Raw genomic sequence first — 22,203 nt, 5'->3', positions numbered from 1 at the left:
CGCGGACAGCGCTGTTACAGGCAGTGAGTAGTGATGGCCGCGCAGTAGTGGCCGCGTGTCAGGCGCTAAATAGTGGGCAGCATGATACGGCTATCTCCCATGACTGGGCAATATTTAACCGCAAATTAAATGAAGAAAGTCGCACTATGGTCACGCGGATGGGGAAAAAGTTAGCGGAAATGGCGGTTGAAGTCACCGGTGAGTCATTAATTGCATGGTGGTTAGCACAAATAAAGAGCGATATTGCCGCCGGTACCTATCCGATTACTTTGGCGGTCGTCATGAGTGCATTGGGTGCGGCTCCACGTGAAGTGATCGTCATGCATCAATATGGCGTTGCAATGACGATACTCAGCGCGGCTATACGCCTGATGCGTGTTACCCATATTGACATTCAACGTATCTTGTTCTCATTGAATCAAGATATTGAACTGTTTTGTGATGAGGCGGAAAAGGGAGGGATTGAACAGATGACATCTTATGCACCGATGACCGATGTTCTGGCGGCATTGCACGTTAGCGCATTTACCCGGTTGTTCAGTAATTAACTTGATTCTGATATCGCTTTTAACCCCCTCTTAATCGTATGAGGAAATCCTTGTGAAAAAAATTACCCGAATTGGTATTGGCGGTCCGGTGGGTTCAGGCAAAACTGCCGTTATTGAAGTGATCACACCTATTTTGATTCAACGCGGAATAAAACCTCTGATTATCACCAATGATATTGTTACCACCGAGGATGCTAAACAGGTTAAACGTACCTTGAAAGGCATTTTAGATGAAGAAAAGATACTTGGTGTGGAAACCGGCGCTTGCCCTCATACAGCGGTGCGCGAAGATCCCAGTATGAATATTGCGGCGGTAGAGGAGATGGAGGCGCGTTTTCCTGACAGCGATGTTGTGTTAATTGAAAGTGGTGGTGATAATCTGACACTCACTTTTAGTCCGGCGCTGGCAGATTTTTATATTTATGTGATTGATGTCGCCGAAGGGGAGAAAATTCCGCGCAAGAACGGACCGGGTTTGGTACAGGCGGATATTCTGGTGATCAACAAAATTGATTTAGCACCTTATGTTGGTGCCAGCCTGGCGGTGATGGAGCATGACACTCAAATTGTGCGTGGTCAGCGCCCTTATATCCTTACCAATTGCAAAACAGGTGAGGGTGTTGAAACGCTGGTAAATATGATCATGCGTGACTTCCTGTTTACTCATTCATTACAGGCGACACAATGACTTCCACCAGCTCGCCGCAAAATATTGGCGAAGTTATTGGCGAAATGTATCAACGGGCAAATAATCTTGGTGCCAACGCGCCGGAACTTGCACTATTTCAGGATGAACCGCCTCAGATGGCAAGCGGTGATGTCGGTAAAAGTGGCTATCTACAATTGGGATTTGCCCGGCGTGGTGATCGTAGCATTTTGGCGCAAATGAAACGCCGGGTTCCTTATTTGGTGCAGCGGGCGCTGTATTGGGATGAGGCACTGCCGCAGATGCCGTGTGTATTTATGATCTCCACGTCGGGATGTATCTTACAAGGAGATAGATTGGCGCTGGACATTCATGTTGCTCCAGAGGCGTTTGGTCATGTTACTACCCAATCGGCTACTAAGATTCATTCGATGGTGAATAACTATGCGGCGCAAGTGCAAACTATCCAGATAGAGCAGGGAGGCTATCTGGAAATGATGCCCGATCCGGTTATACCTCACAGTGGTTCTCGGTTTATCACAGACACTCAAATAACCATTCACTCGACTGCCACACTGATTTATTCTGAAATTATTATGTCCGGTCGCAAATACCACCCTGCTGATCAAGGGTTTAAATTTGATGTTTACTCATCACGAATTACGGCAACTGATTTTGATGGCAAGATATTGTTTGCGGAACGTTATGTACTGGAGCCGAAAAAACAACCGTTGAACAGCGTAGGGGTGATGGGGCCGTTTCATGTATTCGGCAATGTGATCTTGCTCACTCCTCAAGTTCACCACGATCGTATTCTGGCTCGCATGACGCCTCAGTACGATGCTGAAACGGGTATAGCGAGTGGTACCAGTCGTTTACCTAATCAATGTGGTTTAATCTTTAAGGTGTTGGGAAAAGAAACTTATCAAGTTAAAGCGGGTGTTCGCCTTTTCTGGCGTATAGCCCGTGAGGAGATCTTGGGTGTTACACTGCCTGAGCCGTTTATCTGGCGATAAAACCTGGGATGAGAATCTGTTTCGGGCTTTATCGCCAAATGGATGGTTGTCATGCTATTACTATCACTCTTTAACGGCTTTAATTGGACATTCAAAACCATCAGGTTTTATCGTTAGAAGGTCACATTTAAGATGGTCGATCACATGTTCTGCGGTATTTCCTAGAAAAGCAGCGGACAGCCCAGTTCTGCCGAGGATACCAAGAACGATAATGCCCGCATTCATCTCATCGCACATTTTGGGAATAACACTCTCCGGTAGTCCTTCATGGATATGAGTATATTTTTCATCAATGCAGAATTTTTGGCGCAATTCTTTCATGGCGATAAGATGCTGACCACGTAGGGCATGGTTATAAACACTTGGATCGAAATCGGGTAGCTCAATAGCGATATTCAGTGGCGCAACAGGATAAGCGCTGACCAAATGAATTTCCGGGTTTTTCATTACTTGATTTGCCAATTCCTGAGTTTCCTTAACGAGTTTCAGGTTCAGCTCATGATGATATGATTCTTCATTAGATAAATTAACCGCGACTACAACGGAGCCTTGGTCCGGCCATATCTGATCTTTTACCATCCATACTGGACATGGGCATTTGCGGAGTAACTGCCAGTCAAGTGGGGTAAAAATCAAGGAGCCAAGCTTGTCATGTTTATGCGTCATTTTCAGAAGTAAATCATGATTACCTGTAATGACCTCCTGGATAATTGCTTCATAAGGTCGATTATGCCATACCACTTTTATTTCAATATCAATACCGGCTTCCAGATAGTAGTACGCTTGTTGTTTAAGCCAGGCAGTGCGTTGGCTGGTAACACCTTTACGCATAGCACTACCTTCTTCTGGGGAGAGTAAAGTGGTCATTTCATAAGAAAGATCATAAATGGGCAAGAAAGCTTTAATCCGGCCACCGTTGCGTTGCACTATATAAACTGCACGCCTTAATGCCGGTTGATCGTCCTGACTTGGGTCAATTGCAACTAAAAGGTTTTGATAGTTTGCCATAATGGTATCCTCACAGAGGCTAGACAAAACACACTTCAATACTCACGTTTCAATACTAAAGATAAACCAATATAAGCAAACCGAACAGGTCAGAGGAGAACCAGATCAACAAAATAAGATGATCTGGTTTTAAGATCAGGTAATTGAAACAGATTTTTTTCCGACTAACTCAGACAACTTATCCATGTTTTCAATCGTGATGTATTTACCTTTTACACCGAGAGTTTGGTTTTTCTGGAAACGCCCAAGCAGACGACTAATAGTTTCAACCGTTAAACCTAGGTAATTACCAATATCACTGCGGGTCATGGTTAAACGGAATTCTTTTGGTGAGAAACCACGCTGAGCGAAACGACGAGAGAGATTATAAATAAATGCGGCTAACCGTTCTTCAGCGTTTTTCTTAGATAACAACAATATCATTCCTTGCGAGGTGTTGAATGGCATAAAAACATGCTGACATGTTTTGGACTGGGAAACCTCATTTTCGATCAACCTCTCTCATGCTCAATAAATGAATGGTCGAAAACCGGTTTTCAGTTGCCTGATTATGCACGATATACCGCAGCCATTCTGACAAGATGTTCACCGAACGAAATTTTATCTGCTCATTTGCTCCCACTTTATATTGAAGCGGATACCCCTGTCCCTGTTTCCCATGGAAGCGATGAATGGCATGCTTTTTTACGCATTATGAGGCGTTGTGCTCGGCAGGACATGACGGTCAATCATCTTGTTGATAACGGTACTCGATGGGGCGATTTCACTGTATTGGATATTATCAAACCCATTTCTGACGTTATGTGAGGTAAAGCATGGCAATACTATGCCTCGGAAGAAGCATCAAGATTAACTTTGCAGAATGGTTGGAGGAATGCCGTGATGACCTGTGGCTTATCAGTTCTGCACCACAATTTCCTCTTCAGCACCGTTACCGGTACGTCCGGCAGATCGACAGCCTTGATGACGGTGAAGGTGTTTTATCTATCGCCACAGAATTAGGACGTCACACCTCATTCAGCCAGATTCTGCCTCATTCGGAATTTGACCTTATCCGAGCTGCACAACTTCGGGAATATTATGGCCTCCCAGGCCAGAACGTTGAAAGTGCCTTGGCGTATCGAGATAAGGTTTTAATGAAAGATTATCTTCAACGTGCAGGCATTGAAGTGGCTCCGTTTAGACGACTTGGCAGTTGGCTGGATGTTCTAACTTTCAGTGAAGAGCATAATTTCCCAGTTGTGATAAAACCGGTGGATGGATGCAGCTCGAAATACGTTAAGGTATGTAGGAGTCTCAGAGAAGTATCCGATTTTTTCCGCGACAGAACCGTTGATGGCTGGATGGTAGAAAAGTTTATCTCTGGAAATATGTATCATGTTAACGGTGTAATTAATGAAGCAGGAGATTCATTTTTTGCTCCCTGCGCTTATATCAATAATGCTCTTGATTACCAGCATGCAGGTATATTTGGTAGCCGTACTATTGATCCTGCTACCCCCTTGGCAGAGCGACTGAACAGTATTACCTATCGAACTATATCAGCGTTGCCTGCTGCGCCTACCCTCGGGTTTCATGCCGAAATATTCCACACCGCCGATGACCGATTAATTTTATGCGAGATTGCGGCCCGTACTGCGGGTTCACTTACGGGGGAGTTAATAGAACACACTTGGGGGATAAATATACATAAAGCTTGGATACAGAGTTGTGCAGGTATCAATGATGTACTGAAAGTCCGGACTGAACCAAGAGAATTCGCAGCATCAATTCGCGTTCCTGTTCGTCCGGCATATCTGATTTCTTTGCCAGATTCAGTTCCTTATGATTGGATATCCACACTCTGCTTATCAGGGAGAGTCGGGCAAATTTATCAACAGGCAACAACTTATACCGATGACGTTGTTAGCGCCATAATTACCGGCAATAGTGATGTACAACTTACTGAACGAATTGAACATTTTGCCGACTGGATCGATGATTTAGTCAGGTGGCAAAACTGATGAAATTCCTTTTAACCCTGTGTTTTGAGAGAAGACTATAATGAAAATCCTTATAGCAGGTTCAGGTGCCGGCGCACAGGCGCTGGCATGGAAATTATTACAGGACCCAGCAGTAGAAAAAGTATGGTTAGCCCCAGGTAATCCGGCTACGTCATGCGCACCCGGAATGGAAAATATTCCAGTGTCTTCAGGAGATGTTGAGGGGCTGGCTAGGGCTGCTCTGGAACTAAAAGCAGACTTTACGCTTATCACACCGACCCAAACTTTGGCAGCTGGGGTAGCCGACTACTTTAAATCTCGTGGGTTACCCATCATTGCCCCGACTCGTGAAGCCTCCCGACTTGAATGGTCGAAAGGCTTTTCCAAAAAATTCATGAAAAAATATCAAATACCTACACCTTACAGCGCAATTTGTGAATCACAGGAACAGGCCCAAAAATTTGCCGACACATTACCTTTACCTGTGGTTATCAAAGCAGACGGTATGGTTCATGGGGGAACGGGTGTAGTGATAGCCCAGGATCGCCAGCATGTTAAAAACACGCTGGAAGAGTTTTTCACAAGAAATGTCGGACCAATGCTGGTTGAAGAATTCATTGAAGGTGAAGAAGTCTCTTACACCATCCTCTTTGACGGAAAAAACTATCTACCACTGGCTGAAAGCCGAGATTATAAAAAGCTGCTTGATGGGGATAAAGGCCCTAACACTGGTGGTATGGGAGCTTATTCCCCAGTACTGTCCTCCGCACAGCATGAGGCTATCATTACCCAAATTGTAGAACCTTGTCTGGCAGCTCTTAATTCTGAAGGAATCGAATATATAGGATTCCTCTATTTTGGTGTCATGATTGACAAAAAAGGAATGCCGAGCCTTCTTGAAATCAACTGTCGGCTGGGTAATCCAGAGGTCTTCACGATCCTTGAACGACTTGAGAGTCCCCTTCATGAATTATTCATATTGACCCTACAAAAACAGCTGGGCAAAGCAAATGTACGCTGGAGTAAGCTTGTTTCTGTTGCCTTACAAATATCGTCTGAAGGTTATCCTTTTACCGAGCGAAAAGGTGATGAGCTCATCTTGCCGTTACCTTCAGAAGATACTCATATCTTTCATTCCTCCGTTGTATCTGATGATGGAAAACTAATAAGTCATGGAGGAAGAGTTATTGCATTAAGTTCAATAGCCCTGACGTTCAACGAGGCTAGAGAAAAGTTGTATGAAACGGTCAAGCAAGTCCATTTTGAAGGGATGCATTACCGTACCGATATTGCGCTGAATATCAATACTCCTAGTGGAATGTAATTAATCGGGGAATGCTTATGGACAACATGAAGCGTAACAAGCGTAATGTTCTGCTCGCAGCTAATATAAGTTACATACTCGTCATTCTGGATTCGTCCATAGTTAATGTAGCTTTACCGACTATTAAAGAGAGCCTTTCACTTGGTGTAACAACGTTACAATGGGTTGTAAATGCCTATCTGGTTTTATTTGCAAGTTTGTTACTATCAGGGGGAGCTCTTTGTGATCGTTTTGGTTCAAAAAGTGTTTACATTACAGGGCTTGGATTATTCACTCTCTCCTCCGCTTTGTGTGGAATTAGCAGTGAAGCCGCTATTTTATTAACCGGTCGCGTGCTTCAGGGTATTTCCGCCGCCATACTCGTACCAGGTTCACTTGCTTTGATCACTCATACCTACACAGATAAAACAGAACGAACCCGTGCCATTGCCAGCTGGGCGAGCTGGGGAGGTATCGCTCTGGTGGCGGGGCCTGTCATAGGAGGGTGGCTGACCGAATATCTGTCGTGGAGATCGATTTTCCTAGTAAATGTGCCGCTCTGCTTAGCAGGGATCTTTTTGACACTTAGGGTGCAGTCTCCAGAGCATGAACATAAAAGTTTAACTATGGATATAAAAGGCCAGCTACTTCTTTTCCTGACAATATTTCTATTTATTGCTGGTGTCATCCGGCTGAATGACTCTCCTCAAATCAATTTGAACTCAGTTATCTTGTTGTGCTTGTCTTTAATCATCATGACTGCATTCATAGTGGTAGAAAGAAGAAGTAAAGCTCCTATGCTTCCACTGGAGCTGTTCAGGCGGCCAAATTTTAGCGCTATTTCATGGATTTTCTTTTCTGGCGCTTTTTCCTTTTTTGGTGCCATGTTTATTCTGACCTTTTGGTTTCAGGATATTCAGCACCTGAGTGCAACGCAAACGGGTATGGCCCTGTTACCGCTCTCAATCAGTGTCATATTGGGAAATAAGGTCTCTGGATGGCTTGCACGCCGTTACCAGACGAGCCACATGATGATTGTTGGGGCCATGATAAGATTAGTCGGTTTCAGTGGATTACTGGTTACACAGTTCAACAATGACTATGCTTATCTTTTTGTTCCACTTGTGTTGATTGGTTTTGGTGGAGGGCTGGGATCACCAATGTCAACATCTTTATTTATGCAAAGTACTCCGAAACAGTACACTGGCGTTGCCTCAGGAGTTTCCCGTGCAACTGGTCAGATAGGTTCCGCTTTTGCCGTGGCAGTTTTTGGGCAAATGGTAAACAGTGAAAAACTCTTTATTTTAAACATGAAGTATGCGGTTATTACTATTATCATAGCCACTCTATCCATTTTGATTATCAATTTTCTTTTTGTAAAAAATGATATTGATGAATATCACAATTCCATAACACTAAAGGCAGATAAATGATGGATGAAATTATCAGTCTTTCAATTAATGAATTAGGAGAAAGAATACGCAGCGGAGTGATATCACCTGTTGAGATTTTAGATGAGTACATGAAGCGTATTTTATGTTACGACCATAAGTTGAACGCCTTTTCAGAAATCTATGAAGCTGATGCGCGGACCGCAGCAAAACATGCTGAACAGGAAATACGATCAGGAAATTGGCGTGGCCCTCTCCATGGCATTCCTTTTGCTGTTAAGGATTTTTTTGATCTGAAAGGTAAGGTCACTGGAGGAGGCACGAACTGTTTTAGTCAAAAAGCATATGTTACGGCACCAGTGGTAGCTACCCTCTTGAAACAGGGAATGATTCTGACAGGAAAACACAGAGCAGTAGAGCTCGGTATGGGAGTAGCGGGCATCATGGAAAATAGCCCGACGCCATTCAACCCTTGGGGACAATCACAGAAAGTTGCCCCAGGTGGCTCAAGTAATGGCTCCGCTGTAGCAGTGGCAGCCGGTCTGACACCGATAGCGCTTGTAACTGACACGGGTGGATCTGCACGTATACCCGCTGCTTGGTGTGGCGTAAGTGGGTTTCGGCCATCGATGGGCAATTTGTCATCATCAGGTATGCTTCCATTAAGCCAGACGATGGATACTGTGGGAATTATTGCCAGACATGCATCTGATATATTCATTATCTATAATCAGCTGAACCCAAATTTAGCGTATCACTCATGCATTAATAATCTGAATATTGGCATATTACCGTCAGAAGAAGAACATATTTTAGATAAGGAAACAGATTCGCATTATGCGTCATTGCTGAAAGTTTTTTCTCAAATGGGTATGGTAACTCAAAAGAAACCTTTCCCATATCCTTTATCGCAGTGCATGAAAGCTAATTCTATAATTACTGCGTTTGAGGCTTGGCAGAATTATGGATATTTGTGTAATTCACAGAACTCCCTCAGCGATACAATTAAAGTAAGATTAGAACGTGGCAAAGAGATAAAGGAGAAAGAGTATTCGGAAGCATTGATATTCTGTCGTCACGTACGGAAGATATTTTCGAATTGGTTTCAGAATGTGGATGCGTTAGTAATTCCTACAACCCCAGAACCTTCTTGGCCTATAGCTGAAAAAGATGAACATCAACCCCCAAATGACTTCACCCGTTTCGTGAACTTTGCTGACTTATGCGCGGTCTCCATCCCAACAGGATTAAACAGTCAGGGGCTACCATTTTCATTACAGATCGTATGTAACCGAAAAAAAGAAAAAAACGCCCTTGCTCTTGCGGAATTGATTGAATGCCGTATCGGTTTCAGCAATACAGAACTTAAAATACGACTCAAGACATGATGAATGTTGTCGCTGAAAACGACGAATGTGTCCGACATTCCGCACCGCATTCATAATTTGTTGTTTTAATTAAGAATTAACAAATGCATAAATTTTATACAAACGATTTTAAATCAGTATATTACAGATATAGCTGCGGAATGACAGATGTGTATTACCACGAAACTTATGAAATTATTGTTTTTAATTTGGTAAAAATAATATTAACGAAAGGAATACATTCTATTAGGCTTGAAATGATAATAAGCCATTTACGCCCCTGCTAATAACTAAGTTACTAATAACTTTATTGCCAGTAACTTTGGTGGGGGCTTTTTATGACTCCTATTAATAAACTAAGGCTAATTTTTCAAGCAAAACTGACCTTGGCAGATCCCACACCGAGTAAGTTAATTTTCAACTGATCACCCGTATTAACTGGCACCATGGTGGTGAGGGAGCCAGAGAGAATGATTTCTCCACGGAGTAACGCCATATTCAGTGTTCCTAGCATATTCGCTAGCCAGGCAACCGCATTGGCTGGATGCCCTAGTGCAGCGGCACCAATGCCAGTGTCAACCAGTTTACCGTTTTTCTCTAGCGTTATTGTCACGGCAGCTAAATCAATTTCTGAGGGCAGACGGGCGCCATTGCCAATGACAAATAACCCTGATGAGGCATTATCAGCAACAGTATCTGTGATTTTTATTTTCCAGTCACGGATACGGGAATCGACAATTTCGATACAGGGCACGACATAATCTGTTGCTCTGAGTACATCTCCTGCTGTAATACCTGGTCCACACAGATTGTGTTTCAGGATAAAACCAATTTCGCCTTCAGCTTTCGGCGCAATTAATTGCTCAATGGGTACAGTGGCATTGTTTTTGTAATGCATATCTGAGGTGAGAATGCCAAAATCGGGTTGATCGACGTTCAATATATCCATAACTGCTTGGCTAGTAATCCCGATTTTTTTACCGACAATTCTCTCTCCAGTTGTTTCCAGCCGGTAAGCAATCACTTTTTGCTGGATGAGATAGGCGTCGTGCAATGTTAGTTCTGGATATTCACTAGAGATAGGATCGATGGCTTGATGACTCTGCCATGACTGAAACAATTTTTCGCCAAGATGGGTTATGACGTTATTCATCTGTTGTTGCTCCTGCTCAAACCACAGAAGTGACATTCCAACTGGAATATCACTCGTCTGAAAGGGACATTATTTGTTGCCGTTGAGTAAAAAATCGATATGGAGCCGGTTGAATGTGTCCGGGTCTTCATATTGAGGCCAGTGACCGCATTTTTCCATCACGACAAAACGGCTATTTTCGATAAGCCCGGCAAGACGCTGACCTACTGAAACCGCAGCAGTCGGATCGTGTGTAGTCCATAGCACTAGGGTTTCAGCCTGGATCTTTACCAGTTCATCTTCGGTCAAAAGGTTACGTAAACGGGTATCCATATCTTGTAGGCACATGATGTTTTCCATTGCGGACAATATACCCGGCTGACGATAAATGGCAAAACGGGTTTCAACCAAGTCTTCTGTCACCATTGCAGGATCTTCCATCAGGAATTCAAGACGCTTGCGGGTAGCTTCCTGATCGGGGTTTTTCACTGCATTTAAGCTCAGTGTGCGCAGGCGTTCCATCACATTTGGATCAGCAATCATGCCACCGGCGGTGTTCAATACCAGACGGTGAATATATTGCGGATATTTTGCCGCAAACCGGGCTGCAACCCATCCGCCTAGCGACTCGCCAGAAAGGTGAATTTTCTTCAGATTTAATGTTTCAATAAGATCCCGTAGGTGTTCCACATAATCGATAATCTCATAGGAACGGACAGGTTTATCCGTGAAGCCATGTCCCAGCATATCAATTGCCAGTACACGAAAATGGGCAGCATGGGGCAGTATGTTGCGCATATAAGCTTCTAAATGACCTGCAATACCATGCAAGAAAATCAGAGTAGGTCCGTTACCCGCTTCAAGAACACGAGTTTTTATCCCTTTTACATTGAGATGATGTAGATGGATTTCACCGCTGGCAATGGCAGACCAAAGCGAACGTAATTCGGGCTGTATAAGTTTATGTTGAAGATTCGCTGATATTGACATAATGATATCTTCCTTATTTATTTTAAATTAATACGTTATTAATATAACGACAGCGGGTAATATTCACTAATACTTAATATGTCTAGTCTGAAAGAAAAAAACGATGATGCTTATTTTTATTCTTGCAGATATTTATTTTCAACAACATCTATTAAGTGCAATAATAATTCTGATGTGTTGTCTTTTCGCCATGCCATTATTAACTCTATTGTGGGAGAATATCCTGATAATGGCCGGCAAATAACGGCATCTGTCATGATGCTGGTAATATAGAAGGGTACTATTGCACACCCTAAATTTAGACTAACCATGTTTAAAATTAATAGCATATTATTAGCAGTTTGAATAATATTAGGTACGACATTATGTTCAGTAAAATAATTTTCTATAATCTGTTGTAATACACCAGATTGTGTTGGATCAGGAGTAATAAAATTTTCTCCTTGTAGGTCGTTGACTGAAATTTTCTCACAGTATCTTAGCCTGTGATTAGCAGGCATCAGAACCACCAGCGGTTCATTAAGAATGACTTTAAAATCAATAGAATCACTCTTTATTGGCGGGCGCATGAAAGCGACATCAATGTCACCTTGTAATAATTTCTCTTCTTGTCCTGGATTAAATAAACTAATAAGTTCTACTTTTGCTCCAGGATGAGCCAAGCGAAATATTGGGATGACTTCAGGTAATACTTTAACTTCTGCTGATGGGACAAATCCGATAGTTAGCACAATTTGTTCTTGTGCCGCTCTGCGGGCCATTTTTTTTGCTTTCTCTGCATTTTCAAGAATAAGCCGGGCTTGTTGTAAAAAAACTTCTCCGGCTTTGGTTAGAGAGACTCTGCGTTTATTTCTCTCTAATAGTGTAGAACCAATATAATCTTCTAAATCTTTTATTTGTTGACTTAGCGAAGGCTGTGCAGTATGCAATTTTTTTGCGGCCTTAGTGAAGTTTAATTCTTCTGCCACCGCAATAAAATAGCGTAAGTGTCTTAATTCCATTGCTGTTTCCTCACATATCGAAAAAAAGTCTTAATTTAAACAAACAATGTATTTCACAAAATATTAATCTATTAATAGCATTCATTTTGCATGTTGGCAAAAAGTCAACTTTTCTTTTACTTGAGGACTGAATAATATGACATTGAGCAAAGATTCAGATATTTACCGCCTGATTGATGCCCGAGCCGGTCGTGTAACTCCTCAGATTTATATCGATCCCGAGCTCTATCAATTAGAACTCGAAAGAATATTTGGCCGTTGTTGGCTGTTTCTAGCTCATCAGAGCCAAATTCCCAATCCGGGTGATTTTTTCAATACTTATATGGGAGAGGACAGTGTTGTTGTTGTCCGTCAGAAAAATGGTTCCGTTAAAGCTTTCCTAAATCAATGTCGCCATCGTTCCATGCGGGTTTGTTACGCAGATAGCGGTAATACCCGTGCCTTTACTTGCCCTTATCATGGTTGGTCATATGGTGTGGACGGTCGATTAATCGACGTTCCGTTGGAAGCGTGCGCTTATCCACATGGGCTTTGCAAAGAGCAATGGGGACTTCAGGAAGTGCCGTGTGTGGAAAATTATAAAGGATTGATTTTCGGTAACTGGGATACGACAGCCCCCTCCTTGATTGATTATCTCGGTGATATGGCTTGGTATCTTGATGGTGTGCTTGATCGCCGCGAAGGAGGGACCGAAGTGATTGGTGGTGTGCAAAAATGGCTCATCAATTGTAATTGGAAATTACCCGCTGAACAGTTTGCCGGTGATCAATACCATGCTTTATTCAGTCATGCCTCCGCTGTACAGGTTTTGAGCGTAAAGGATGGCGACGATAAAAAAGCATTAGGTGCTGATCAGACTTCACGACCAGTTTGGGAAACGGCAAAAGATGCCGTGCAATTTGCTCAGAATGGTCACGGTTGTGGATTTTTCTTGACCGAAAAACCCGATGCCAACGTTTGGGTTGATGGTGCCGTTGCCCGTTACTACCGTGAAACCTATGCTGAGGCAGAGCAGCGGTTGGGAAAAGTCAGGGCACTGCGTCTTGCCGGTCACAACAATATTTTCCCGACACTTTCCTGGCTTAACGGTACTGCAACCATGCGGGTGTGGCATCCACGTGGACCTGATCAGGTGGAAGTTTGGGCGTTCTGCATCGCAGATAAAGCCGCTTCTCTGGAAGTAAAAGCCGCTTTTGAAAACAGTGCTACCCGTGCATTTGGTCCGGCAGGTTTTCTCGAACAGGATGATTCAGAAAATTGGGTGGAAATTCAGAAGGTACTTAGAGGTTACAAAGCCCGTAACAGCACCTTGTGCATGGAAATGAGATTGGGACAAGAAAGAGTGCGGGATGATGGAATTCCGGGTGTGACCAATTATGTTTTTTCCGAAACCGTTGCCCGTGGTATGTATCAGCGTTGGGCTGACTTACTCACCAGTGAAACCTGGGATGAGATAGAGGAAAAAAGCCGGGTTTATCAGCAGGAGTTGGTCAAATGAAAGAGTTAATTGTTAATCAGGAAAAAAGAGTATCGCCGGAACTGCACTATGAAATAAGCCAGTTCTTGTATTACGAAATTGCATTACTGGATGAGTGGAGATTTCGCGATTGGCTTGAGTTGTTATCAGAAGATCTCAGCTATACCATGCGTACCATTGTTAATGCCCAAACCCGCGATCGCCGTAAGAGTATCCAGCCGCCAACCACTTGGTTGTTCAATGACAATAAATTTCAGCTTGAACGCCGGATAGCTCGGTTGGAGACCGGTATGGCATGGGCAGAGGAACCCCCATCCCGTACACGTCATCTACTGACAAACTTAGTGATTACTGAAACGGATTTGCCTGACCAATTTCATGTTCAGTCCAATTATTTGCTGTACCGTTCACAAAAAGAGCGAGATGAAGCTTTTTATGTTGGTAAGCGGCTAGATTGTGTTCGCCGTAATCCAAAAACGGATAGCTGGCTGATTTGCAAACGTGAAATTACCTTGGATCAGGCAGTCTTAACTTTCCATAACTTGAGTGTCTTATTCTGATGAGTCAATTATTCGTATGTACTGTTGAAGAATTGCCCGACGGAGGAGCGCGTAAGGTTGAATACACACCGGATATTGCGTTGTTTCACTATGATGGCGAATTCTTTGCTGTTGATGACCGGTGCAGTCATGGTAATGCCTCTATATCCGAAGGGTATTTGGAAGACAATGCGACAGTTGAGTGTCCACTGCATACGGCCAGTTTTTGTCTTAGAACCGGGAAGGCACTTTGCCTTCCTGCTACAGATCCATTGAAGACCTATCCTGTTGTTGTTAAAGACGGAAACATTTATATCACTGTATCGGAGGAGCAATAATGAGTTGGATCAAAGATCAAGTCATTTTATTAACAGGCGGTGGCTCCGGTTTAGGTTTGGCTTTAATAGAGCGTTTTATTGCTGAAGGCGCCAAAGTGGGCGTTTTGGAGTTATCGGCAGAAAAAGCGACAGCTTTGGCACACTGTTTTGGTAACGATATCTGTGTTATTCACGGTGATGTTGTCTCTTTTGAGGACAATGAGCGAGCAGTGGCTGAAACTGTTCGGTGTTTTGGCAAACTAGACTGCTTTGTTGGTAATGCCGGGATATGGGATCACAAAATTAGCCTGCTTGACGCCTCACCAGAGCAGATTGATAAAGGATTTGATGAGCTGATGGGGGTTAACCTGAAAGGGTATATTCTAGGGGCTAAAGCCGCGTTACCGGCGCTAACCGCATCAGAAGGCAGCATGATTTTTACGTTGTCAAACTCGTCATGGTTTTCTGGTGGTGGAGGGGTGTTGTATACCGCCAGCAAGCACGGTGCGGTCGGCATGATCCGCCAGTTAGCTTATGAATTAGCGCCAGTTATCAGGGTTAATGGTGTTGCGCCTTGTGGTATGCCAAGTGATCTTCGTGGGGCGGCTTCACTATCTCAGCAAGATAGATGCATTACAGATAACCTGTCATTAGAAAGTCTCAGTGCAATTTTACCTTTGCAATTCATACCTCAGCCAAAAGATTTCACCGGTCCGTATGTCATGTTGGCTTCCCGTGCCAATAACCGCACTTTAACGGGGGTGATGATAACGGCTGATGCCGGATTAAGTATCCGTGGCATTCGCCAAACGACAGCGGGAGTGATGTCTCCGACCAAGAAGGAGAGTTCAGATGACCGTTAAATTGATTTGTACTTCACACACACCTTTGATGGGTTTTGGTTCTCCGCCTGAAGCGACGGAAAAGCATGTTCGGCAGGTTTTTCAGCAATTGGCTGAACAGATAAAGGACTACGATCCACAATTGATAGTGATTTTCGCTCCCGACCATTTTAATGGTTTTTTTTATGATCTCATGCCGGCATTTTGCGTTGGAGTAAGAGCGAATGCAGTGGGGGATTGGGATATTGGTAAAGGCCCACTCAATGTTCCTGAAAACACCGCGAAGGATTTAATTTCTGCCTTATATAATTCAGGGATTGATGTGGCTCACTCCTGGCGTATGCAGGTCGATCATGGCTTTACTCAGCCATTGATGCTGCTTTGCCAGAATTTACAGCGTTATCCAACTATCCCAATATTTATTAACTGTGCAGCTAAACCATTGCCGACCTGCCGTCGTGCTGTTGAGTTAGGTCGTGCAGTGGGTCAATTCCTATTCACAACAGATCAACGGGTATTGCTGTTAGGCTCTGGTGGCTTATCACATGATCCCCCGATACCACAAATGGGACAGGTTCCGCCGGAAGTTGAAGAAGGGTTGATTGCCGGGAGAAATCCGACAAAAGAAGCGCGTCAAAAACGGCAAATCCGGGTAATTAAGGTTGGAAAATCGTTGGCTCGTGGCGAGAATATCGTTGCTCCGTTGAATCCACAGTGGGATGACGAGTTATTGCGTATTTTTTGTAGTGGCGATATTCGGCGTCTTGCTTCGTTAACCGAGGGAGGAATCGCCATTCAGGGCGGGAAAGGTGGACAGGAAATTCGCTGTTGGATTGCGGCTTTTGCGGCACTTTCTATTTATGGCGAATATAAAGCGCAACGGCATTATTACCAACCTATTAAGGAGTGGCTGGCAGGGATGGCAATGGTCAGTGCTCAACCTGTCACTCAGATAGGAGCATAATATGCGGAATCAGACTTTTATTATCGTTGGAGCAGGGCAAGCGGGAGCTATGGCTGCCGCAACCTTAAGGCAGCAGCAGTTTGATGGCGATATTATTTTAATTGGTAAGGAATATCATGCGCCTTACGAGCGGCCAATTTTATCAAAAGACTATTTAATCAACCCAGAGGAAGCGCCTAAATACCTGTTCTCCGAAGATTTTTATCTGGAAAACCAGATAGATCTGCGCATAGGCCAGTTGGTCAGCCAGATTATGCCATCGAAACATTGTGTTGTTTTAGAAAATGGCGGCAAGCTCAGGTATGACAAACTCCTGCTCACTATGGGGGCAAGAGCCAGACGATTTCCGCTGCTCGATCAGCTGGGTGAAAATATTTATACCTTGAGGACGCTGGATGATGCGCAACGTTTACGCCAGGCGGTGAAAAAAGACAAACGGATTTTGATTGTTGGTGGTGGTGTGATTGGCCTGGAACTGGCGGCAACCTCTTGTGAATTGGGGGCAAACGTGACGGTTATCGAACAGGCAGATAACATCATGGGGCGTTGTGCTCCTCCATTATTGCAGGATTATCTTTTGAATCGTCATCAGGAAAAAGGGGTACAATTCTTCCTTGATACCAACATTGTTTCCGCACAAAAACAAGGGAGTGAATTAGTGCTTATATTGAACACCGGTGAAAAGGTGATCGGAGATATTATTATTTATGGTATCGGCGCTGAATTCAGGGATCAGCTTGCCGCTGATGCTGGTTTGGTGACTGATGGCGGTATCGTCATTGACAGCCGTTGCCAGACTTCTGAACCGGATATTTTTGCTGCCGGGGATGTTTGCCTTCAGAGAGAACCGCTGACAGGTGATCTACAGCGCCGTGAAACTTGGGAAAATGCTAACCGTCAGGCGACCATCGCCGCGCATGCCATGATGGGGTTGGCCCCCCCGCAGCCAGGCGCGCCGTGGTTCTGGACTGATCAATGGGGCATTAACATCCAAATGGTTGGTAACATGCAGGCTGAAGAGTGGCATATTCAGGGTGATTTGCAATCAGATAAGGCCATTTTATTTGGTACAGAAAATGAAGTTTTAGTCGGTGCTGTGGCGATTAATCAGGGAAGGGAAATGCGCAATTTACGGAAATTACTTGCTAATCCTGCGGTTGTTCCGGCGTAGTTTTATTGACAATGAATGATTTTATTATTGCCTCTGAAAAAGATTACGGTTAAAAACCGTAATCTCAGATTGCTGACGAACCCCATTTAAAAAGTGGGGTTCTGTTGATGTCAATCATATTGTTGTCGTGTGGGGGCTTTTAGTATATCGAGGTATCGATTTTCCAGTACCTCTATTAGATCAAAGACCGGCTCCCGATGGTTAGCACTTTTGTCATTAATCCGATGGGGCTATTAAGGCCCTACATGATGTTTACTGACTTCATTTTCTAGCGCTTGATTTACGAAAGCATTAATCGTCACATCTTCTTCAAATGCTACTCTTCCTCAGACTTTCCCACCAGAAACGCTCTCGCTTGACTTGGCCGGGGGCCATTGCTGGGCCGCATGGAGCACGCGCAGCACAACTACCGTACCGCTTTCATCCTTGATGCGATAGACAATCACATAATTAGGCCGCACGACGATTTCACGGGTACCGTGCACACGGCCGGGGCGGTACAGTTTAGGCCGCTGCGCAGCGAGTTCGATTTTAGCATCAAAGTCTGCGTCAAGCTCAAGCGCGGCGCTGGGGTTGTTTTGTGCGATGTAATCAAAGATACGTTCTCGATCTGCTTCCGCGATCTTTCGCCAAATGATTTTCATGCGCGACCCTGTACAATGCGTTTACGCAAGGCTTCACGTTTGGCGGCAAATTTGGCCTTGACATCAGTGTGAGGGATACCCGGTCCGGGTTCATCTATGGCTTGCTGCACCTGCTCACGAAACCACGCATCATATGCAGCAGCCTCGTGGGTACGCTTGAGCGCTTCGGCACGATCTGGCCTGCGCGTTGAGGTATTGGGGGGAGCGGGGGCGTAGTTTGATGAATCCACGTCGAAGCGGGCAATGCCAATTTTTTTAAGGTAGGAAACCAGCGTTTCGAACTTGCGGAACAGCCGCACATTGCGGCTGCGCTGTGCGGCCAGTGGTCGCTCGTGCATTCCATAGCGCACCATCACGGCCCAGCCGCCTGGCTGGCCTACGATGTGCGCTCCTTTAACGGCTCCGGCCTCCACTAGATGTGAGAGGGTGCCGTGGTCAATAGTTTCAGCCATGTTGTCACCTCGCAATTTCTAAATATTTCACAATGTAGACTACTGTAATTTATAGAGCAAATTATAGTAAATTGCAAAGCGATTTATTATTTATCACCCAATAACTGAACGGAAAACAGGCAGTTTTCCTTGCCACATAAATGCCCCACAGTTTTTTATGCTCTCGCCCATTTTCGCGGGTTGCAGAAAATGCAAATACAGTATCTAACCCCCTGACGGGCGATTGAATCGAGTCAATGAGGAAAATGGGTTGTATTAGGATTCATTATGAAAAGAACAGACCCCATTATTTTCAATGAGGTTTGTCAGCGGTCTGAGATTACGGTTAAAAACCGTAATCTTTATTTTAATCTTACAAACATCTCTTATTAATGATTAATAACATAGAGATCTTTCGATGACATAAGACCAAGTGGACTGATATAATATCCGCCAATATAAGGTTTTATTAATTTGGCACTAACATAGTAATAAATAGGAATTGACGGGACATCTTTTGTAAGAATATCTTGTGCTTGCTGGAAATATTCTATGTTGTTTGTTGCTTTGGCTTTACTGATCAGATCATCATAAATATCATTATGATATAATGATGTATTATTAGAACTATTGGTGACAAAATTATTTAAAAACGAAGCATATTTAAAAAATAGGATAGCGGTTGCTCTAATGTTACTTCTACCGTTAAATTATCCAATGCTTTTACACCTAATTCATTGGCTTTTTTCTTACCAGCAAGAATATCTTTGGCATTTACTATATACATGTTTTCAATATAACTGCCATACGGGGATGCCATTTGGGGATCAATTAAACGTCTCCAACTAAAAACCACATCATGAGCGGTAATAGGTGAACCGTCAGACCATTTTATTCCTTCTCTTAGATGAAATACCCAGGTTTTATTATCGTTGGTTTCCCAACGGATCGCTAAATTAGGATTAAACTTACCATCATTTCCTATACTAATTAATCCACTAAAAAAGTCGTTTATAATATCAAACTCAACATCACTTTCAACTTTATGCACGTCAAGAGAAGCAGGTTCTGAGCCATTATGACGAACAATATTCTGGTTGGTTGCCAGTTGTGTACCGGGTGGAATAATTGCTGCATGAGCTAATGTCAAGCTTCCAAGCACAATTCCTGTGAATAAGGATATGTTTTTTATTGTTTTTTTCATCATGATTTTTCCAGTAATAACGCGTTTTTTCAGATTGATACTACAAATTGGGCAATACCCGATATTATTTCTTCTGTAAATGGGATTTTAGTTTTAAATTTAATGGAACAAAGACGTACGCGAATGGTATTCGGCCAGATCCTATGGTTGTATTCAATAGTCAGAGCTTCCTGTTTATGACTTGTTCTACCAAGAGGAATGAGTAGTGGTCAAGCATATTCACATGTTTATAACTGTAACTAAACGGCTATAACTTGGCTTCGTCCCATGAATTTTTTGTAAATACTCAATTGACAGAACTCTGATCAACTTCTACCTTTATTTTTAACTACGGTTAAAAAGGGGGAAAGAATATGGCTACTCTTGAACAGATTTTAGAAGATCTAAACGAACTTGATTTCATACAAGCACAAGACAATGTTGAAGTTATGCGGAATGAGGAAGGCTGTTTCGTTCATGTTCGAATGATCGCTTATGATGATTTGGTCTAATTATAAATAGGGGGGATTTGATTCGACAGTATCCCCTCTTTTTTTCAAAGGGGGTATAGTGTGATACACCTCATTGGTATTAACGAGGTTTACAGAAATCTAGCTGTTCTTAGTGCATTAAAATCAAAAACGGCTCCCAAAACGTCTGAAGAATTGGAGCTTGGATTTCATAATTTTTTAAAGGGCTATCAACCCAACGTTCCGCGGTTAGAGAGTGTAGGAACTCAGATAGTCGAGGATCCTGAAATGGAAGACAAGCTGGTAGAGCTTTATCGAACAGACGCTTTGTTAAATGATAGAGATCAATCGTCTCTGATTGGCGATAGTCTAAAAGACGATGTTCGTAAGCAACGACTGGAGTTTTTGTTAGCTGCATTAGAAGAATTGAAGCTAAGGATGCCACAGATATACGCTGTATTTCAGATGGCGATAGATAGTTTATTTCTGAGAGACTCAAAGAATTCAGGGGGCGGTTCCACCTCGAATGCTGTGGGTGTGATTTGGATCAACAGCCGTAAACACTGGCACGTACAAGATCTCACGGAATTATTGGTCCATGAACTTACTCATAATTTAGTTTTTATAGACGAACTCCGATATTTGCACTTCCATGACTACAAGCTTCTCCAGAATGAAGCCAATTTTGCAAAATCAGCAATACTCAACATTAAGCGCCCTATCGATAAAGTCTTTCATAGTATCGTCGTAGCTGTAGAAGTTCTTTTGGTGAGACGAAACTATCTCGGAGAACCAGAAAAATGCCACGTTCATCCGCCATCGGATAAGATGCTTATACAGGCGCTGGAAGCATTAAATTCTTTGGCCGATCTTCCTAATTATAAGGATTTAATCACGGAAAGAGGCCAGTCAATTATGCAGAAGTGTCAGGGGTATCTTGATCTGATGGTAGGACGAGAGAAGAAGCTTGCATAATGGTTGAAATAAAAGGCTCTATGGAAGCATTTCCGCTTTTGTACCATTCGAGAATGCTTGCTGATGAACATCGTTTGAACTGCTTCAAAACTGCAATCGATAGGATTGTTCAAGAGGATTCTCATGTAGTTGATTTGGGGGGAGGAACTGGAGTTCTAACTCAGATGTTAGCTCAGAAAACTAATGGATTAGTTACTTATATAGACATGTTGGAAGCTAGTAGTATTGTTGCTCAAATACTCAATAGGGGCTTAAGAAAAAATATCCAGTACATTAGCAAAAAATCTTTTGATGTCCAGTTGAAGAATCCGCCGGATGTTCTTGTGACAGAAACCTTGGGTTATTTTGGAATCGACGAGGGTATTGTTGAGATCTGCCACGATTTTTGTACTAGACACTCAAGTATCAAAGTGCTGATTCCTTCTAAAGTGAGTCTTAAATATCAATTTATACACTTGCCTGAACTGAACGCTGATTTTGATCTTTTATTGAGTAGTTACGCCTCTCGATTTGGTCCTGTCCCGGCAGAACTAGTGTCCGGGTTTGAATGTTTATTCTGCAATTTAATTAGAAAAAAATTATCAAATCAGATGGAGTGGAAGTCTGCTCTGAACCAAAACTTATTCGCCGATTTAATCTTGGACTGGATAAGAGCTCAGATATAGAGTATTCCGTCGAATGCAAGGCGTCTCAACGTGCAAATGCTATCCATTTTTATTTTGAGGCTGAGCTTGCAGACGGAGTTAAGTTAAGTAATTACGTATTCGAACCTAAGACGCATTGGCTTCACAGTTATGCAGGAATTC

General features: G+C 43.2%; 23 protein-coding genes and 2 pseudogenes. 17 read left to right on the top strand and 8 right to left on the bottom strand.

Annotation, left to right across the window (positions count from 1 at the left end; translation table 11 throughout):
- From LGZ98_RS11280 to LGZ98_RS11270, 3 genes are all read left to right on the top strand, one after another.
- The coding region (locus LGZ98_RS11280) for an urease accessory protein UreF (RefSeq protein ID WP_262978098.1) at window positions 1-548 on the top strand (548 nt) is incomplete at its 5' end.
- 52 nt (window positions 549-600) lie between these two features.
- Window positions 601-1,236, top strand: coding sequence for an urease accessory protein UreG (ureG, locus tag LGZ98_RS11275; RefSeq protein ID WP_113040596.1), 636 nt, complete (start codon window positions 601-603; stop codon window positions 1,234-1,236).
- Window positions 1,233-2,210, top strand: coding sequence for an urease accessory protein UreD (locus tag LGZ98_RS11270; RefSeq protein WP_113040595.1), 978 nt, complete (start codon window positions 1,233-1,235; stop codon window positions 2,208-2,210). Before ureG ends, LGZ98_RS11270 begins: the two co-directional genes overlap by 4 nt.
- A 63-nt stretch (window positions 2,211-2,273) precedes the next feature.
- Here the strand turns inward: LGZ98_RS11270 and uspE are convergent, their stop codons facing one another.
- On the bottom strand, window positions 2,274-3,218 hold the full coding sequence (gene uspE, locus LGZ98_RS11265) for a universal stress protein UspE (RefSeq protein WP_113040594.1): 945 nt from the start codon (window positions 3,216-3,218) through the stop codon (window positions 2,274-2,276).
- 135 nt (window positions 3,219-3,353) lie between these two features.
- Window positions 3,354-3,647, bottom strand: a pseudogene (locus tag LGZ98_RS11260) (helix-turn-helix domain-containing protein); the annotation flags it as partial.
- 24 nt (window positions 3,648-3,671) lie between these two features.
- Here LGZ98_RS11260 and LGZ98_RS11255 point away from each other — a divergent pair.
- The 5 genes from LGZ98_RS11255 to LGZ98_RS11235 are packed head-to-tail and all read left to right on the top strand — an operon-like array spanning window position 3,672 to window position 9,282.
- A complete protein-coding gene (locus LGZ98_RS11255; RefSeq protein WP_262978097.1) occupies window positions 3,672-4,025 on the top strand; it encodes a hypothetical protein in 354 nt (117 codons plus the stop codon).
- 8 nt (window positions 4,026-4,033) lie between these two features.
- Complete coding sequence (locus LGZ98_RS11250; RefSeq protein WP_011146449.1) at window positions 4,034-5,221, top strand: ATP-grasp domain-containing protein; 1,188 nt, start codon at window positions 4,034-4,036, stop codon at window positions 5,219-5,221.
- A gap of 40 nt (window positions 5,222-5,261) precedes the next feature.
- Window positions 5,262-6,524 carry a phosphoribosylamine--glycine ligase gene (gene purD / locus LGZ98_RS11245; protein WP_011146450.1) on the top strand — a complete coding sequence of 421 codons (1,263 nt, stop codon included), beginning with the start codon at window positions 5,262-5,264 and terminating at the stop codon, window positions 6,522-6,524.
- A gap of 17 nt (window positions 6,525-6,541) precedes the next feature.
- The gene (locus LGZ98_RS11240; protein ID WP_262978096.1) at window positions 6,542-7,936 is read left to right on the top strand and encodes an MFS transporter; all 1,395 of its coding nucleotides are present in this window, start codon (window positions 6,542-6,544) and stop codon (window positions 7,934-7,936) included.
- On the top strand, window positions 7,933-9,282 hold the full coding sequence (locus LGZ98_RS11235) for an amidase (RefSeq protein WP_262978095.1): 1,350 nt from the start codon (window positions 7,933-7,935) through the stop codon (window positions 9,280-9,282). Before LGZ98_RS11240 ends, LGZ98_RS11235 begins: the two co-directional genes overlap by 4 nt.
- A gap of 349 nt (window positions 9,283-9,631) precedes the next feature.
- Here LGZ98_RS11235 and LGZ98_RS11230 read toward each other — a convergent pair whose 3' ends face one another.
- The 3 genes from LGZ98_RS11230 to hcaR all read right to left on the bottom strand — a co-directional run bounded on the left by LGZ98_RS11230 (window position 9,632) and on the right by hcaR (window position 12,384).
- Window positions 9,632-10,414 (bottom strand): fumarylacetoacetate hydrolase family protein, encoded by a 783-nt coding sequence (locus LGZ98_RS11230; RefSeq protein WP_113040589.1) that lies wholly within the window; start codon window positions 10,412-10,414, stop codon window positions 9,632-9,634.
- A gap of 69 nt (window positions 10,415-10,483) precedes the next feature.
- Window positions 10,484-11,383, bottom strand: a complete 900-nt coding sequence (locus tag LGZ98_RS11225; RefSeq protein WP_262978094.1) for an alpha/beta fold hydrolase — start codon at window positions 11,381-11,383, stop codon at window positions 10,484-10,486.
- A 116-nt stretch (window positions 11,384-11,499) separates the two neighbouring features.
- Window positions 11,500-12,384: a DNA-binding transcriptional regulator HcaR gene (gene hcaR, locus LGZ98_RS11220; protein WP_011146455.1), complete on the bottom strand. Its 885-nt coding sequence runs from the start codon at window positions 12,382-12,384 to the stop codon at window positions 11,500-11,502.
- 136 nt (window positions 12,385-12,520) lie between these two features.
- Here hcaR and hcaE point away from each other — a divergent pair, with 136 nt between their 5' ends.
- From hcaE to hcaD, 6 genes are read left to right on the top strand one after another with little or no spacing between them, the layout of a single operon-like run.
- Complete coding sequence (gene hcaE / locus LGZ98_RS11215) at window positions 12,521-13,882, top strand: 3-phenylpropionate/cinnamic acid dioxygenase subunit alpha (RefSeq protein WP_262978093.1); 1,362 nt, start codon at window positions 12,521-12,523, stop codon at window positions 13,880-13,882.
- Entirely contained in the window at window positions 13,879-14,421 is a 543-nt protein-coding gene (gene hcaF, locus LGZ98_RS11210; protein ID WP_228900449.1) for a 3-phenylpropionate/cinnamic acid dioxygenase subunit beta, read from the top strand. The genes hcaE and hcaF overlap by 4 nt, the downstream gene beginning before the upstream one ends.
- Window positions 14,421-14,738: a 3-phenylpropionate/cinnamic acid dioxygenase ferredoxin subunit gene (hcaC, locus tag LGZ98_RS11205; protein ID WP_011146458.1), complete on the top strand. Its 318-nt coding sequence runs from the start codon at window positions 14,421-14,423 to the stop codon at window positions 14,736-14,738. Before hcaF ends, hcaC begins: the two co-directional genes overlap by 1 nt.
- Entirely contained in the window at window positions 14,738-15,580 is an 843-nt protein-coding gene (hcaB, locus tag LGZ98_RS11200; protein ID WP_011146459.1) for a 3-phenylpropionate-dihydrodiol/cinnamic acid-dihydrodiol dehydrogenase, read from the top strand. Before hcaC ends, hcaB begins: the two co-directional genes overlap by 1 nt.
- Window positions 15,570-16,523, top strand: coding sequence for a 3-carboxyethylcatechol 2,3-dioxygenase (locus LGZ98_RS11195; protein ID WP_113040585.1), 954 nt, complete (start codon window positions 15,570-15,572; stop codon window positions 16,521-16,523). The genes hcaB and LGZ98_RS11195 overlap by 11 nt, the downstream gene beginning before the upstream one ends.
- Before the next feature lies 1 nt (window position 16,524).
- Window positions 16,525-17,694 carry a phenylpropionate dioxygenase ferredoxin reductase subunit gene (gene hcaD, locus LGZ98_RS11190; RefSeq protein ID WP_113040584.1) on the top strand — a complete coding sequence of 390 codons (1,170 nt, stop codon included), beginning with the start codon at window positions 16,525-16,527 and terminating at the stop codon, window positions 17,692-17,694.
- Window positions 17,695-18,020: 326 nt separating this feature from the next.
- On the opposite strand, the gene LGZ98_RS11185 is transcribed toward hcaD, so the two are convergent.
- The 3 genes and pseudogenes from LGZ98_RS11185 to LGZ98_RS11175 form a co-directional block, all read right to left on the bottom strand.
- Window positions 18,021-18,338, bottom strand: coding sequence for a type II toxin-antitoxin system RelE/ParE family toxin (locus LGZ98_RS11185; protein WP_011146462.1), 318 nt, complete (start codon window positions 18,336-18,338; stop codon window positions 18,021-18,023).
- On the bottom strand, window positions 18,335-18,790 hold the full coding sequence (locus tag LGZ98_RS11180; RefSeq protein WP_011144683.1) for a ParC-related protein: 456 nt from the start codon (window positions 18,788-18,790) through the stop codon (window positions 18,335-18,337). Before LGZ98_RS11180 ends, LGZ98_RS11185 begins: the two co-directional genes overlap by 4 nt.
- A gap of 634 nt (window positions 18,791-19,424) precedes the next feature.
- Window positions 19,425-19,976: pseudogene (locus LGZ98_RS11175) on the bottom strand (ABC transporter substrate-binding protein); the annotation flags it as partial.
- Window positions 19,977-20,326: 350 nt separating this feature from the next.
- Between LGZ98_RS11175 and LGZ98_RS11170 the strand changes: the two are divergent.
- Genes LGZ98_RS11170 through LGZ98_RS11160 form a run of 3 tightly spaced genes read left to right on the top strand, consistent with a single transcriptional unit; the run spans window position 20,327 to window position 22,062 of the window.
- On the top strand, window positions 20,327-20,464 hold the full coding sequence (locus LGZ98_RS11170; protein ID WP_011146464.1) for a hypothetical protein: 138 nt from the start codon (window positions 20,327-20,329) through the stop codon (window positions 20,462-20,464).
- Between the two features lie 60 nt (window positions 20,465-20,524).
- Entirely contained in the window at window positions 20,525-21,397 is an 873-nt protein-coding gene (locus LGZ98_RS11165; RefSeq protein ID WP_011146465.1) for an aKG-HExxH-type peptide beta-hydroxylase, read from the top strand.
- The gene (locus LGZ98_RS11160) at window positions 21,397-22,062 is read left to right on the top strand and encodes an SAM-dependent methyltransferase (RefSeq protein ID WP_113040583.1); all 666 of its coding nucleotides are present in this window, start codon (window positions 21,397-21,399) and stop codon (window positions 22,060-22,062) included. The genes LGZ98_RS11165 and LGZ98_RS11160 overlap by 1 nt, the downstream gene beginning before the upstream one ends.
- The last annotated feature ends 141 nt before the right edge of the window (window positions 22,063-22,203 follow it).

The sequence above is a fragment of the Photorhabdus kayaii genome (genome assembly GCF_025384895.1).
Lineage (GTDB): Bacteria > Pseudomonadota > Gammaproteobacteria > Enterobacterales > Enterobacteriaceae > Photorhabdus > Photorhabdus kayaii.
This window is presented reverse-complemented; position numbering and strand designations above follow the sequence as displayed.

Bases quoted from the DNA above. Each gene is read 5' to 3' on its own strand.
- LGZ98_RS11270 (WP_113040595.1), top strand. From the start codon at position 1,233: ATGACTTCCACCAGCTCGCCGCAAAATATTGGCGAAGTTATTGGCGAA.
- uspE (WP_113040594.1), bottom strand. From the start codon at position 3,218: ATGGCAAACTATCAAAACCTTTTAGTTGCAATTGACCCAAGTCAGGAC.
- LGZ98_RS11255 (WP_262978097.1), top strand. From the start codon at position 3,672: ATGCTGACATGTTTTGGACTGGGAAACCTCATTTTCGATCAACCTCTC.
- LGZ98_RS11250 (WP_011146449.1), top strand. From the start codon at position 4,034: ATGGCAATACTATGCCTCGGAAGAAGCATCAAGATTAACTTTGCAGAA.
- purD (WP_011146450.1), top strand. From the start codon at position 5,262: ATGAAAATCCTTATAGCAGGTTCAGGTGCCGGCGCACAGGCGCTGGCA.
- LGZ98_RS11240 (WP_262978096.1), top strand. From the start codon at position 6,542: ATGGACAACATGAAGCGTAACAAGCGTAATGTTCTGCTCGCAGCTAAT.
- LGZ98_RS11235 (WP_262978095.1), top strand. From the start codon at position 7,933: ATGATGGATGAAATTATCAGTCTTTCAATTAATGAATTAGGAGAAAGA.
- LGZ98_RS11230 (WP_113040589.1), bottom strand. From the start codon at position 10,414: ATGAATAACGTCATAACCCATCTTGGCGAAAAATTGTTTCAGTCATGG.
- LGZ98_RS11225 (WP_262978094.1), bottom strand. From the start codon at position 11,383: ATGTCAATATCAGCGAATCTTCAACATAAACTTATACAGCCCGAATTA.
- hcaR (WP_011146455.1), bottom strand. From the start codon at position 12,384: ATGGAATTAAGACACTTACGCTATTTTATTGCGGTGGCAGAAGAATTA.
- hcaE (WP_262978093.1), top strand. From the start codon at position 12,521: ATGACATTGAGCAAAGATTCAGATATTTACCGCCTGATTGATGCCCGA.
- hcaF (WP_228900449.1), top strand. From the start codon at position 13,879: ATGAAAGAGTTAATTGTTAATCAGGAAAAAAGAGTATCGCCGGAACTG.
- hcaC (WP_011146458.1), top strand. From the start codon at position 14,421: ATGAGTCAATTATTCGTATGTACTGTTGAAGAATTGCCCGACGGAGGA.
- hcaB (WP_011146459.1), top strand. From the start codon at position 14,738: ATGAGTTGGATCAAAGATCAAGTCATTTTATTAACAGGCGGTGGCTCC.
- LGZ98_RS11195 (WP_113040585.1), top strand. From the start codon at position 15,570: ATGACCGTTAAATTGATTTGTACTTCACACACACCTTTGATGGGTTTT.
- hcaD (WP_113040584.1), top strand. From the start codon at position 16,525: ATGCGGAATCAGACTTTTATTATCGTTGGAGCAGGGCAAGCGGGAGCT.
- LGZ98_RS11185 (WP_011146462.1), bottom strand. From the start codon at position 18,338: ATGAAAATCATTTGGCGAAAGATCGCGGAAGCAGATCGAGAACGTATC.
- LGZ98_RS11180 (WP_011144683.1), bottom strand. From the start codon at position 18,790: ATGGCTGAAACTATTGACCACGGCACCCTCTCACATCTAGTGGAGGCC.
- LGZ98_RS11170 (WP_011146464.1), top strand. From the start codon at position 20,327: ATGGCTACTCTTGAACAGATTTTAGAAGATCTAAACGAACTTGATTTC.
- LGZ98_RS11160 (WP_113040583.1), top strand. From the start codon at position 21,397: ATGGTTGAAATAAAAGGCTCTATGGAAGCATTTCCGCTTTTGTACCAT.